The following is a 15,009-nucleotide window of genomic DNA, read 5'->3' as shown; positions in this document are numbered from 1 at the left end:
CTTCCTATTTAAACTTATTCAATGAGGATATATCAATAAAACCGATATATCCTCATTTTTTTTATCATCAAGCAAGTACCTAAAACATACAAAAAAAAGACGACCAAGCCATTCGTACTTAGTCGTCTCAAAATATATTAATTATAGGATTATTCCACAATCATAACCCATCCATAAGAATCGGCCTCATCGCCATACTGTATCGCACGAAGTTTGTTGTACAATTTCTGACTTATCAGACCTGGTTTCCCGTCCTTTGAGATAACATACGATTTATTGTTTTCAAGGTCATCAATACGCTCTATAGGGCTGATAACGGCTGCTGTACCACATGCTCCGGCTTCCTCAAATGTTTCAAGTTCTTCTTCAGCTATAGGACGTCGCTCAACCTTCAATCCCATATCCTCTGCCAACTGCATAAGGCTTCTGTTTGTTATAGAAGGAAGGATTGATGTAGAAAGCGGAGTTACGTATGTATTGTTTTTAATACCGAAGAAATTGGCAGCACCACATTCATCGATATATTTCTTTTCTTTTGCGTCAAGATAGAATTCGCTTGCATAACCAGCATCGTGTGCTATCTTATTAGCACGAAGACTGGCGGCATAGTTACCTCCAACCTTGAAAGTACCTGTACCAAGAGGCGCAGCACGGTCGAACTGACGGATAATAACGTATGGATTAGTAGCAAAGCCACCTTTAAAGTAAGGACCTACAGGAGTAACAAACACTACGAAAAGATACTCATTTGCCGGATGAACACCAACTTGGGCACCTGTACCGATAAGCAACGGACGGATGTATAAAGAAGCTCCGCTCTCGTATGGAGGTATGAAACGTTCATTAGCCTTTACCACCTTTTTAACAGCTTCGCAGAACATTTCAGTAGAGAATTCAGGCATAAGGATACCGTTACAAGTACTCTGCAGACGTTCGGCATTTGCCTGTGGACGAAACACACGGATTTTTCCATCTTTTCCACGATAGGCCTTTAACCCTTCGAACGCTTCCTGACCATAGTGCAGACATGTGGCTGCCATGTGTATATTTAATGTTTCTTCAGAACAGAGTTCCAATTCACCCCACTTGCCGTCACGATAATAGCAACGTACATTATAATCTGTCTTCATATAACCGAAAGACAAATTAGACCAGTCAATTTCTTTCATAACTATATTATTAAATATTTTCTGTTTCTATATTATTACTTTGACGGCAAATGTAAGGTTTTAATTTACATATTCCAATTTTTACAATAAATATTTAAACCAAAACCATTAAACTGTAATATAATGCTTACATTAATTATTCTTCGTCAGTACGTCCGTCGTCAAGCATTTTCTTTATTTCCTCATCTGCCTTATACAGTTTATCCTTGCAGAATTTTATGAGTTTCTGTGCTTCCTGAAGATTCTCGCCCAACTGGTCTATATCAAGTTCACCACCTTCAATTTTAGCCACAATAGCCTCAAGCTTCTTCATGGCTTCAGTATATGTTTCTTTTTTTGCTGCCATAGTTTTATACTTATTTTACTATACTTCTGAATTTACCTGTCGCCAATACTGTTTCCACCTCGTCACCTGATTTTAATTTTGAAACATCCTTTATTGCCTTTCCATTACTAAAAGTAATACTATAACCGCGTTTCAGGAGCTGTTCAGGAGAAGCAGACTTCAATATTCTTTCCATCAAATCTATCTTATGCGTCTCTTTATCCATAATAGAACGGATACGCAACATAAGTCGTGGATAGACATCCAAACGATGTTGTTCTAGAAGAAAACGTTTTTGCCACGACATAACAAGACGGGAATACATACGTTCGCACTTCATATACTCATGCTGGAGTCTTGATTGTACAACCAATGGGATACGAGCTACAATCCTGTTCAAGCGTTCAAACTCAGCATTCAGGCGTACAGGAATCTCGCTACGGATACGTTCTTCCAGTTCCTCCAGACGACTTGCTGTCTGAAGCATCATACCTATTATATATTCAGCCGCAGCAGTTGGAGTTTTCACTCTTGTATGAGATATCATGTCGATAACAGTATCGTCACGTTCATGGCCTATACCAGTTATTATTGGCAACGGGAACTGGGCGCAATGAGCAGCCAAATCGTATGTATCAAAACCTGACAAATCAGAAGTAGCTCCTCCACCACGTATTATCACCACAACATCCCAATTTTCACACTCTTCATATATCCTTTCGAGTGAAGAGATTATAGTCTCCTCTACCCTGTCACCCTGCATTATTGCCGGAAAAAGCTTAGTATAGAACACAAAGCCGAACTTATTGGAATGCAACTGATTACAGAAGTCGCCATATCCGGCTGCCGTTGCCGATGAAATGACGGCTATTCTTTGCAGAGGTTCGGGCATTTCAAGTTCCTTGTTCATCGTCAGAATACCTTCATCATCAAGTCGCTTCAGAATTTCCTTTCTTCTGCGCGCCATATCGCCTATAGTATATGCAGGATCAATATCAACAACAGTTAGAGAAAATCCGTACAGCTCATGGAAATCTACGGTAACCTTTACCATTACCTTTATTCCTGAGACGAAAGCCTGTCCCGTTTCACGCTCGAAATATGGGCGCAATCGCATAAAGACATTGCTCCATATCACTCCTCTTGCCTTTGCTACCAAAGCGTTACTTTTCGGATCTTTCTGTATAAACTCAAGATAACAATGACCTGAATAATTGGAACGGACGTCGCTAAGCTCCGCCTGTATCCAATACTCGTCAGGCAGACAAGAACGAAGTCCTCGCCTGACCAATGAATTCAGTTCATATAAAGACATTACTTCATTTTCCATAATATCATTCGGATATATATCAGAAAGTAGTCAAAAGGTGATTTATTACTGTTTTTTCATTTCTTGTCCTAACCTGTATGCCTTCCAGATATCAGTTATTCCATACCCAAATATATTGTCCGGATAACCATATCTGTCCGAAGCTTGGTGAACCACATCAATTACTTCTTTTACTGTAAGCCACGGGCATGCCTGCCATAGACATGTGACAAGCCCGCAGAATATAGGAGAAGCAAAAGATGTCCCGTTACCATACGCCGTACCACCATTAGGTCCGGCAACACTTGAATGGAACCCGACAGCCATAACGTCAGGCTTAATACGTCCGTCAGCCGTATTGCCGACAGAAGAAAAATCCGCGTTTACACCGTCAGTATTTACGGCACCTACCGTAAGCACACCTTCAGCATCCCCGGGAGGAGTTATTTTCTTCCAACTTGAAGCACCGGAATTTCCTGCACTGCAAACTATCAGCATTCCTCTTGTAGAAGCCATATTAGCAGAGCGCGACATAAGAGAAGTACGTCCGTCAAGGTCACGGTACCTGTAATTGTCAGAAGCATTATCAAATTCATAATATCCTAATGATGTATTTACCACATCTACACCTACACTGTCAGCAAATTCAACTGCAGCAGCCCAGTAGTCTTCCTCGGCAAGCTGTTCAGTATCATTATCCTCACTTCTTAGAAGCCAATACGATGCCTCAGGAGCTGAACCAACCATCACATTGGGAATATTGACAGCCATACACGAAAGGACCTTCAATCCATGATTATGTTCAGCATAGATATCCGACTCTGGGTTGACAAAATCTTTAGTCCCAAGTATATGCAATTTACGGAAAAACTTCATTTTGTCAACATTATAATATCCGGCATCAATCACTGCCACATGCATGCCTTCGCCACGGAAACCTGCATTATGAAGGCTGTCACCGTGATGAATCTTTATTTGATTAGCCGCAACACCATAATATTCGTCTGTTTTAGTCCATTTATTTGTCACTTCTTTTTTTCTATCATTATTTCGCGGGAAAATTGTATCAGGAGACACCCATACCTTTCGGACATCTAATACAAAAGGATTCTGTCTGAATCTGTTTGCTGTTTCCTCATCGTGTGTAAGCATAAGCACAGTATTGTTCCACTTACTCTGCATCAGATATTCCCCTCCCTGCTCTACCAGACGGTCAATATAAGTTCTACATACAGGCAAATCTATAGAGTCAATACCTATTCCTTGCCTGCTTCTACGCTCCAAAGCACGTTTTGACAGAAATTCCTGCGGACGGTCAATGCTATAGGCAGTTGCAGACTTATCTCTTAACACGACACGATATTTGTATGTTTCGGAGAATGAATGGAAATAACCGAAAAACAGCGAGCAAAACAGTATTACAATCCTTATATTCATAGAGTTAATGTGTTATGACTTGCAAAGATAGGACAAATAAATAAGAAACAAGAATTATGAGACGCTGAAAACGCCTTGTCATTTAAGTTTAAATGACAGCTAATTCTATTTTAAACGACAGTCCGTTCTCTCCCAAACTTATCAATACACTATTTTCTCATTTTTTATGCTTGTTACAAGGAATATTCACTGATTTTGCGTAAGTTTGAAGAAATAAAAAATACCATACAATTAAGAGCCATGAACAACAGAATAACAGAACTTTTCGGAATAGAATACCCCATTATATCAGGTGGTATGGTATGGTGCAGCGGATGGAAACTTGCATCTGCAGTAAGCAATGCAGGAGGACTGGGACTTATAGGCGCAGGCTCAATGTATCCTGAAGTTTTGAGAGAGCACATACAGAAATGCAAGGCTGGAACCGACAAACCTTTTGGAGTGAACATTCCATTAATTTCAAAATACTCGGAAGAGCTGATAAAGGTTGTGATAGAAGAAAATGTACCAATAGTATTTACTTCTGCCGGAAACCCCAAAACATGGACCGCAATGCTACACGAAAACAAAATAAAAGTCGCTCACGTAGTGGCAAGCACAAAGTTTGCGCTTAAATGTCAGGAAGCAGGAGTAGATGCTGTAGTGGCAGAAGGTTTCGAGGCCGGAGGACATAACGGCAAGGAAGAAACCACAACAATGGTCCTTATTCCTCAAATCAGAAAACACCTTGACATTCCTTTAATAGCAGCAGGAGGCATAGCAACGGGAGAAGGGATGCTTGCCGCATTCGCTTTAGGTGCTGAAGGAGTACAGATAGGAACTCGTTTTGCCATCACAAAGGAGAGTTCGGCTAATGAGAACTTCAAAAAGTTATGTACCGAACTTAACGAAGGAGATACTATGCTGGCTTTAAAGAAACTTGTACCAACGCGATTGATAAAAAACGATTTCTACCGTGATGTAGAAGCTGCAGAAAACCGTGGAGCCTCAGCCGAAGAGCTGTCAGAGCTTTTAGGTAAAGGAAGGGCAATGAAAGGAATATTTGAAGGTGATTTATCTGCTGGCGAACTTGAAATAGGTCAGGTATCGTGTCTGATAAACGACATTCCTTCCGCCTCGGAAGTTATACACAGCATGATAAATGAATACAATGAAAGCATAAATCATCTTTCATCCATATAAAAAATGACTTCCCGTCAGCAAGTAAGTAGGGCATATATAAGCAGAACCACTTACTTGCAGACTGAAAGTCACACAACAGAACACTTTATTCGACTACTATTTCATCGGTAAACAGCACACCGCCAAACTTGTCGCTAGCCAATGCCTGATAACGTACATATCTGCCCTTGGCCGTTCCTGTCCAGCCGAAGTTCTTGAAAGAGACTTCATCATCTCTCACTACCTCATGTGGAATTTCAGACAATACGGTAAAGTTTTCACCGTCTGAAGATACAGAAATTATAACCTTGGCAGGCATGAATACTTCCGGACCGCAAATCTGCATAAAGTCTGCAGCTACCGAATGAATCTCTGTTTCTTTCTCCAAATCAATCACAACATCAACCCTATTCTTTGTTACAAACCCCTGCCATAGCTGGTCATTATAATTCCACCCTCCACGAAGGCCGTCAGTTAGAGTTGCCTCTCCATTAGCAGGATAGCTATCCCAATAAGGGGCATTATATTTCACTTTCTTTCCTAAAGCAAGATGTTCTACAGGAGCCTGAGCTTCTTTACGGTTACCTATCTCATTTTTCAAATCGAATGGATTATAACCTTTCTCTTTGAGCTCGTCAACTATCTTCAATGCCCGCGCATGGAAATCCTCCCATGAACGATTTTCCTGTTCGGACCATGCTACCTCCGCCAAAGCTATCATACGTGGATAAAGCATATATTCTGCATGTTCTTCTGTAGGCACATACTCTGTCCACAGATTGGCCTGAACACCATATATAAGTTCTTTCTCCGAAGCTGAAAGCGAATCAGGCACAGGGTTATAGCTATAAACCTTGCTTAATGGAAGATAGCCTCCAATAGCTTCAGGTTGTGAATATGGCGCATCCTGGTAACCGTCAAGATAACAATACTGACCCGGCGACATAATTGTCTTCTGACCGGCTTTAACAGCCTTTATGCCACCTTCAGTTCCTCTCCATGACATAACCGTAGCATTCGGAGCAAGTCCTCCTTCAAGAATTTCATCCCATCCCAAAAGATTACGGCCATGGCTGTTCAAGAATCTCTCCATACGATGTATCATATAGCTCTGAAGTTCATTAACATCCTTAAGTCCCTCCTTTTTCATACGGGCCTGACACAGCTTACATGTCTTCCATGATGCTTTTCCCGCCTCATCACCACCTATATGGATATACTCGGAAGGGAATATTTCCATCACTTCAAGGAGTACATTTTCAAGAAACTCGAAAACCTTCTCATTACCTACACAGAAATCAGCCTGCTTATATGGAACATGTGTACACGACAATTCAGGATATGCGGTAAGGACCTCTTCCGAATGTGCCGGCATCTCTATTTCAGGAATAATCGTAATGTACTTCTGAGCCGCATATTCCACAAGTTCGCGCATTTCATCTTGAGTATAATATCCTCCCTGTGCTCTTGGGTCCGACTGCTCACAATATTTCCTATCACCAGTCCACCAGTCTTTCCATACAGCCTGCGGACGCCATGCAGCAAACTCGGTAAGGCGAGGGTACTTCTTGATTTCAAGTCTCCATCCGGCAGCATCAGTAAGATGCAGATGAAGACGGTTTATCTTGTAGTATGCAAGAAGGTCAATCTGTTTCTTCACAAAATCCTTATCAAAGAAATGACGTGACACATCGAGCATCATACCTCTATACTGGAAACGTGGTTCATCCTTTATCTCTATAAAAGGTATTTCTGAAGATTCAGCTGCCATTTGCAATAATGTCTGAACACCGTAAAACAATCCGGCTCCGGACAAGGCTTCAATTTTCACTCCCTTCCCATCAACGGAAAGTCTATAGCCTTCGGTAGATGTTATACCTTCCAGCGACGGAACCACCTTCAGTACAATCCGGTTATCTCCGTTCTCTGCTTCAGATGATTTTATTTTCAAAGGAGAAGCCAGCAGATAAGACGTCAGGTTATTCTTGTCAGCCTCAGTGGCATCAACTGTAAATGTAGTGGAAGGGTTAAGCTTAAACACTCCATTCTGCCATTTTACTTCCGAAGGAACCGGAGTTACCGACAGCTTTCCTTCAACAACTTTATCCGCACACGACGTCATGTTTATCATCATGGCTCCTGCCATAGCAGAAAAACAAATCAATGAGATTTTTTTCTTAATATTCATATAATCAGATTTTGGTATTTTATTCTATAGTAAGTTCATCCACAAACAAGAAACCAGGACTACCCTTTCCGCCATGCCATGATGGTATACTGCGTTCCGACAACGCTTTAACTTTTACGTAACGTGTCTTGACAGGAGAGAAGTCAAAATGATGAACATAAATCTTATTCGCATCTGTTTCCTTCATTGCAGGATAAGATTCTGAAACAATTTCCTTGAAAGTCTTGTTGTCATCCGAAACTGAAATTGTAATACCTCTTGTATCGAAAATCCAGTCTCCTTTCTCTACGAGTGTACGCATAGTCAATGAAGATATTTCCGTTACATTCTTCAAATCTATCACAGCTTCCAAATCGTTCTTATAGAATCCCAGCCAACGGCCTGTCTTATAATTCATATTTCCGGTCATACCATCAACCAATACTGATTCACCTGTAAACTTATACTGGTTATTTATAGGCTGAAGCATTGTTATAGGCTTCATTGATGATTTACTGAAAGTAATAGTATCAGTAGTAATATGTGACTTTCCGTTAGGACGTATGGCAACAGTTCTCAACACGCAAGGTTTGTCTATTTTCACCACACCAGTATAAAGCTGAGACTGTTCAGTAGGTTCAGTTCCATCTAATGTATAGTAAACTGAAGCATTATCTACAGTACGTACCGATGCATCAAGCGTACCACTTTCCGTATCAGGAGTAAGAGTCAGCATTACATCGAATATATGTTTAGCATAGTTCCAACCATTAAGTTCGTATATATCAACAAGTCTCACAAGTCTCTTAAGGAACTCATCATAATTTTTCTTTTCAGGGGCACACCACTGAGATTCACAGAGTGCAGCCATACGAGGAAGAACCATATATTCAGCCTGACTGAAGACAGGGATATACTCTGTCCAAAGATTAGCCTGCACACCAATGATGTACTTCTGTTCTTCAGGAGTAAGAGACGAAGGCATAGGCTCATAGCTGTAAACACGTTCCATCGGAAGATATCCGCCTATAGCCAAAGGCTCACTGTCTGTATCTTTAGACTGATAATAGTCAAAATACAAATATGTATTTGGAGTCATGATAACATTATGTTTCTGTTTGGCTGCTTCAATACCACCGCTTTCGCCACGCCATGACATAACTGTAGCATTAGGAGCCAGACCACCTTCAAGTGTTTCGTCCCAACCAATCATCTGACGACCTTTTGAATTCAGGAACGCTTCAGCCTCGTGTATGACATAACTCTGCAAACGCTCTTCCTTTGTATGCTTTTTATCAGTCTTCAGTCCTAAAGCCTTGATTCTTGCCTGACATTTAGGACATTTAGCCCACTGATCCTTAGGACATTCATCACCGCCCACATGTATATATTCAGAAGGGAATATCTCAATGATTTCTGCCAATACATCTTTTATAAACTGAATGGTCTTGTCATTTCCGGCACAAAGGACATTGTCCGAAACTCCCCACTGTGTCCACACTTCGTACGGTCCGCCTGTACATCCCAATTCAGGATATGCGGCCAATGCTCCAAGCATGTGGCCTGGAAGATCAATTTCCGGAATTACCGTGATATATCTCTTTGCGGCATAGTCCACAATTTCCTTTGCCTGCTCCTGAGTATAGAAACCTCCATACGGTTTTCCATCATATTTACCGGAATTACGTCCTATGACGGTTTCTTTACGGTAAGCGCCTATCTCCGTAAGTTTAGGATATTTCTTTATTTCTATACGCCATCCCTGATCCTCGGACAAATGCCAGTGAAAACGGTTGATGTTATGAAGGGCAAGAATATCAATATAAGTTTTCAGTTCATCCATTGTGAAGAAATGACGACCAACATCCAGCATCATACCACGATAGCTGAATCTTGGCTTATCTACAATGTCAACTGCAGGAAGTTCAATGGCTGATGCTTTATTTACAGCTACTGACTTACGCAAAGTCTGGATGCCGTAGAAAACACCGGCTTCTGTCGGCGCACTGATTACTACATTATCTCCTGTTACTTTCAACTGATAAGCTTCTGGATTAGCATTATCCAATCCAAGTTGAAGAGATATTCCTCCACTCTTTCCTTCACCTTCCTGAGTTTTAAGTTCTATGCCAGTCTGTTCCTTGATATAAGATGCCAGAAACTCCGCATTTCGTTTCATCATCTCATTTCCGGCGGTATAGTAAATACTTACACCGTTCTTAAGCAAAAAAGAAGACTGCTGAACAGCAGAAATTTCCAAAGGCATTGGCACCACTTGATAGTCAGCTTTTGCTGTTTCTCCGGACGAGCAAGATGCCAGAATTACACCAGCAAACGTCAATCCAAGCAAACTTGTTTTAATGATTGTTTTCATTTTGATTATATTTAAGTTGGTTAGAAATTTCTTTCTGAATAAAGGTACATCACATTATCGTTGTAAATTTAATAAAAACTTTTTGAAAGTCAATTATTTAAGAACGTATTTTATAAAATAAAATATTAACAAAAGGATATTTTAAGCAATATTTTAATATATAAGTATGTAAATGCATTGATATTTCTTTGAAACTTTCATGTAACAACCCATGCATAATTTTGCACCGTAAAATTAAAATAAACACAAAATTTAACAACAGAAGAATTATGCAAAAGGTACAATTATCTAAAAACGTCAGAAGAAAAATGCTGTCAAGTATTTTTCTCCTTTAGATTGGTACGTATGCATTTGCTCAACGAGTAGTAACAGGTATTGTAACAGACCAAACCGGATTTCCACTCATCGGAGTAAATGTAGTAGAAAAAGGAACTGCGAACGGTTGTGTAACTGATATTGACGGAAAATATTCGTTAACCATAGTAGATGGCAAGATAATGGTATTTTCCTATATCGGTTTTCTCACACAGGAAATCAAGGCAGACAGAGACGTCATCGACATCAAAATGAAAGAAGACAATGAGGCACTGGAAGAAGTTGTTGTTATTGGTTACGGCAGTATGCAGCGTAAAGATATAACAAGTTCTATCACTACTGTAAAGGCCGAAGATTTAAATGTAGGTGTTTACACATCTCCGGCACAGCTACTTCAAGGAAAAGTTCCCGGACTTACAATAGCAAACACAAGCGACCCTAACGGTGCAGCTTCCATTTCATTGCGAGGTGCATCTTCATTACGTACCGGTGAGGCTATGGAGCCTTATTATGTAATTGATGGTGTGCCGGGAGTCAGTCTTTCTCTGATTGCTCCGGAAGACATTGAAAGTATCGATGTGTTGCGTGATGCATCTGCGACAGCCATTTATGGCTCAAAAGCCGCAAACGGTGTAATCCTTGTAACTACAAAAAAAGGCAAAAAAGACGGCAGGACAAGTGTAAATTACAGCGGCTATGTAGCTTGGGACAAAACGATAAAGACTCTTGACATGATGTCAGCCGACCAAGTTCTTGATTATGCCGCAGCCAATGACATTGATTTGTCAGGCTATTACGATGTCAACAATCCTGCAGATGTCGATTGGCAGAAAGAAGTGCTACGCACAGGATTCAGCCACAATCACAACATATCCATAAACGGAGGAAATGAAAAGACTTCCTACAATGCGTCGCTTAATTATATTGAACGTGAGGGTACGGTTCGCGGCACAGGCATGGACCGTCTGACAGCCCGCTCGTTTTTACAAAGCAAGGCATTCAATAATAAGCTTGATTTCTCATTAAGTCTGAATGCAAGTGTCTCAAATAGCGAAAACGGTCCTACAAACAATGAAGGAAGAAGCGCATTGGATGCCATGAACTACTATTTGCCATTAAATCCAATAAAGAACGATGACGGCACATGGTACCACAGAACTACATCACAATATTATAATCCGGCATCACTTATAAATGAAGACCGCTACAAGACAACTCAAAAGTTATTGCAAGGTGTCGCAAAAGCCACCGCACATATTATTGACGGACTTGACTGGAATCTTAACTTGTCTTATCAGAACGAACAATACATTTACAACAACTACCATTCATCAAAATCGCAGATTGTAGATTATACTTCACGTAAAGGACAGGCCGAACGCAGCACTTCCGAAAATATCAAAAAACAGCTTGAAACTTATATTAACTGGAATCATACGTTTAATGATATTCACAAATTGGATGTCATGCTTGGTTATTCATGGGAACAATCCGATAATAACGATGGTTTTGGGCTCGTAGCATACAATTTCTATAACGACGCCCTATCATATTACAATATGTCTTTGGCAAATAACATTGATATAGACGGAACCGGAAATCTAAACGGCTCACATTTACTATCTACTTTACGTATGATATCGTATTACGGACGTATAAACTACAGTTACGAAAGCAAGTATCTTTTACAGGCTACAATACGACGCGACGGATCCTCCGCATTCGGAGTAAACAACCGTTGGGGTACTTTCCCTTCAGTCTCAGCATCATGGAGAATCATTGAGGAAGATTTCATGAAAAACCAGAATATCCTTGACGATTTGAAATTTCGTGTAGGATATGGCGTAAGTGGTAACTCTTTGGGATTCGACGCATTCACATCACGCCTGGTTTACGGCTCAACAGGATGGTTTACAGCAGCAGACGGGAATAATTATAAAGTATTGGGCGCGACACGTAATTCTAATCCGGATTTGAAATGGGAAAGAACAGGAATGCTGAATATTGGTATAGATTTCGGTTTCTTCAAGAACCGTTTAACAGGTACAATAGAATATTACGACAAACGTACCAGTGACCTAATTTATCCTTACAGAGTTTCTACACTTCTATATCCATACAGTGAAATGGTGGCTAACGTAGGAGATATAAGCAACAAAGGTATTGAAATAACTGTCAACGCAGTCCCTGTACAGACAAAGAACTTTACATGGAATACGACTATCAACCTGTCACACAACAGAAATATGGTAGAATCAATGTCAAACTCGGAATATACTGTCAATTTTATTGAAATGGCCGATCCTAACATCAACAGTTATTCCAACCAGCATGTGCAGCGATTGATGGAAGGAGCTCCAATCGGTCAATTCTATCTTTGGGAATGAGCCGGATACGATGAAAACGGAATGTCATTGTTCAATGATTACGATGAAAACGGCAACCTTGTAGGTACGACCGACGCTCCCGACAACAGCGACCGACGCAAAGCCGGTTCGGCACAGCCAAAACTTACTTACGGATGGAGCAATGACCTGACATGGAAAAACTGGTCATTGAGCGCCTTCTTCCAGGGAGTGGCAGGAAACAAGATATTCAATGCTATCCGCGCTTCGTACAGCGATCCTACTTTACTTAAAAGCTTCGGTAAAAACATACTTGCAGATGTTGCAACAGAACAACACGCCAATGACTCACGCGCACAGGCACCTTCAACCAGGTACCTGGAAAACGGTTCTTACCTGCGTCTGTCAACATTAAGCCTTTCATATAATTTCGGCAAAATAGGCAACTATGTAAACAATCTGCGTGTATATGCCACATGCAACAATGTGTTCACCATCACCGGATACAAGGGTATTGACCCTGAAGTAAATTTAGGAGGACTGACTCCAGGTATGGATATGCGAAACAGCAACTACCCAAGAACACGAAGCTTTATGGTAGGCGTAAATATGAACTTCTAAATCAGAAATCAAACGAATTATATGAAAACAAAAAATATATTTACTTGCGCCATGTTGGCGATTGCAACAATCGGTTGCACCAATCTTGATGTTGATATAAAATCACAGTTTACCGAGTATCCCATCGATTCGGAAATTGCGATGGAAGCCAGAGTAAACAATGCATATTATGCATTCCGTTCACCGTTAAACCGCCGATATGACGAATTGCTTTCATTAAGTTCCGATGAATATTCGGCTGTATGCTTCGATGGAGGATGGCTCGACGGACGACAGTATTCAAACTGCTCCACTCATTCATGGGACGCATCCGCCAACAACAATCAGTTGAATGTTTGCAGTGACATTCTGGCCGGTATAACAATTTGCAATGATTTGTTACGCGATTTGGGTGAAAACAATCCGGAAATATCGAACCCTGTACGTGCGGCACGTGCTTTCTATACATTTCTCCTTATGGATAACTTTGGAGACGCCCCTATAGTTGACTATACAATTACTGACGGACAGAAAACTATAGACCGTTCTCCACGGGCTGATGTGGCAAAATGGATAGAATCGGAATTGATTGAAGTGCGCGACGGTTGCCCAAGTAAAGTAGATGCATCAACCTACGGTACCCCTACTTGCTGGATGGTAGATGCTCTTTTGGCTAAACTGTATATCAACTGGAATGTTTATACCCAAGATGTTACAAGTGAAAACTGGAGTCCTAATGCGGCAAACGAAAAATTGAATGATTGTATAAAAGCTTGCGACCGTATCATCGAATCAGGTTTGTTCGATTTGAGCGATGATTATAAAACAAAATTCATGTATAATAACAGACCTCACATCAAAGATTTCATCTATGCAGTTCCATACGACGCGACTCTTAACCAAGGAATGTGCTATGCCCGTTACCGTACATGGAGATACGGAGGCGCTAATGGTTTTTATACCACAATTCTCACACCAAGTTGTGGAGGAAATTTTGCCATGAATCCGGAGTATGCAGAATTATTCTGTTTACTAGGTGACAGACGTAATGACGTAATAGTAGGTGATCCGTCACAGGAAACAACATTAATCAATGAGTACGACCCTGTAACAGGTGAAGTTACTGACAGACCTCATATTTATGAAGGGAATCAGGTAGAGTTTACGAAACATATCACATTAATCAGAGAAGACGGTGACCTTGATGTCGGTGCGAATGGAACCAGACAAGGCTATCGCTCTATAAAATTCTATCCGGACCCTAATGACTATAACACATACAGTCGTAATCAGGACAATGATATCCCAATCTTCCGCTATGCTGATATCATTCTTACAAAATGTGAAGCCATTACCCGTGGAGGAGACCCGACATTAGGCGACACTCCGATGAAGCTGTTTAACGAAATACGTGGTTATGTAAATGCCCCTGATATTACCGGAAATCCGTCATTAAAAGATATTTTAGACGAGCGCGGACGTGAGTTTCTGGATGAACATTGGCGCAGGAATGACCTGATACGCTTCGGTGAATACGAACGTGCATGGGGATTCAAATACATAAATCCAGACAACGCACAGCTCACAAGAAGAATCTTCCCATTAAGCCAGGACATACTAAACGCCAATACCAACTGGAAACAGAATAAGGGATATTAATATTTCGGAGAGTCAAAGAAAATCATCTGAAAAAACAGGTGACTTAATACAGATTTACTTTACACCGTTTTAACAAATTAGAGATTAAAATGGGAAAGAAGAAATCAACACATCGAAAATTTGATTTGGAATTTAAGTTATCAGTATT

8 protein-coding genes and 1 pseudogene are annotated in these 15,009 nt (G+C 40.7%); 3 read left to right on the top strand and 6 right to left on the bottom strand.

What is annotated here, in order from left to right; all coding sequences use genetic code 11:
- Positions 1-149: 149 nt before the first annotated feature.
- From H6A27_RS09120 to H6A27_RS09105, 4 genes are all read right to left on the bottom strand, one after another.
- Entirely contained in the window at positions 150-1,169 is a 1,020-nt protein-coding gene (locus H6A27_RS09120; protein ID WP_204508472.1) for a branched-chain amino acid aminotransferase, read from the bottom strand.
- 136 nt (positions 1,170-1,305) lie between these two features.
- On the bottom strand, positions 1,306-1,515 hold the full coding sequence (gene xseB / locus H6A27_RS09115) for an exodeoxyribonuclease VII small subunit (protein WP_204403520.1): 210 nt from the start codon (positions 1,513-1,515) through the stop codon (positions 1,306-1,308).
- A gap of 10 nt (positions 1,516-1,525) precedes the next feature.
- On the bottom strand, positions 1,526-2,824 hold the full coding sequence (gene xseA / locus H6A27_RS09110) for an exodeoxyribonuclease VII large subunit (RefSeq protein WP_204508471.1): 1,299 nt from the start codon (positions 2,822-2,824) through the stop codon (positions 1,526-1,528).
- 45 nt (positions 2,825-2,869) lie between these two features.
- Positions 2,870-4,240, bottom strand: a complete 1,371-nt coding sequence (locus H6A27_RS09105) for a S8 family peptidase (RefSeq protein ID WP_204403516.1) — start codon at positions 4,238-4,240, stop codon at positions 2,870-2,872.
- Between the two features lie 240 nt (positions 4,241-4,480).
- Between H6A27_RS09105 and H6A27_RS09100 the strand changes: the two genes are divergently transcribed.
- Positions 4,481-5,422 (top strand): NAD(P)H-dependent flavin oxidoreductase, encoded by a 942-nt coding sequence (locus H6A27_RS09100; RefSeq protein WP_204508470.1) that lies wholly within the window; start codon positions 4,481-4,483, stop codon positions 5,420-5,422.
- Between the two features lie 85 nt (positions 5,423-5,507).
- Here the strand turns inward: H6A27_RS09100 and H6A27_RS09095 are convergent, their stop codons facing one another.
- A complete protein-coding gene (locus H6A27_RS09095; RefSeq protein ID WP_204508469.1) occupies positions 5,508-7,589 on the bottom strand; it encodes a glycoside hydrolase family 20 protein in 2,082 nt (693 codons plus the stop codon).
- 19 nt (positions 7,590-7,608) lie between these two features.
- Entirely contained in the window at positions 7,609-9,942 is a 2,334-nt protein-coding gene (locus H6A27_RS09090) for a glycoside hydrolase family 20 protein (RefSeq protein ID WP_204508468.1), read from the bottom strand.
- A gap of 335 nt (positions 9,943-10,277) precedes the next feature.
- Here H6A27_RS09090 and H6A27_RS09085 point away from each other — a divergent pair.
- Both H6A27_RS09085 and H6A27_RS09080 read left to right on the top strand, forming a co-directional pair.
- A pseudogene (locus H6A27_RS09085) lies at positions 10,278-13,223 on the top strand (SusC/RagA family TonB-linked outer membrane protein).
- Positions 13,224-13,244: 21 nt separating this feature from the next.
- On the top strand, positions 13,245-14,861 hold the full coding sequence (locus tag H6A27_RS09080; RefSeq protein WP_204508467.1) for a RagB/SusD family nutrient uptake outer membrane protein: 1,617 nt from the start codon (positions 13,245-13,247) through the stop codon (positions 14,859-14,861).
- Positions 14,862-15,009: the final 148 nt, after the last annotated feature.

This window comes from Bacteroides caecigallinarum (assembly GCF_016902295.1).
Taxonomy (GTDB): domain Bacteria; phylum Bacteroidota; class Bacteroidia; order Bacteroidales; family Bacteroidaceae; genus Phocaeicola; species Phocaeicola caecigallinarum_A.
The sequence above is the reverse complement of the archived record's forward strand: the minus strand, read 5'-3'. Positions and strand labels throughout refer to the sequence as shown.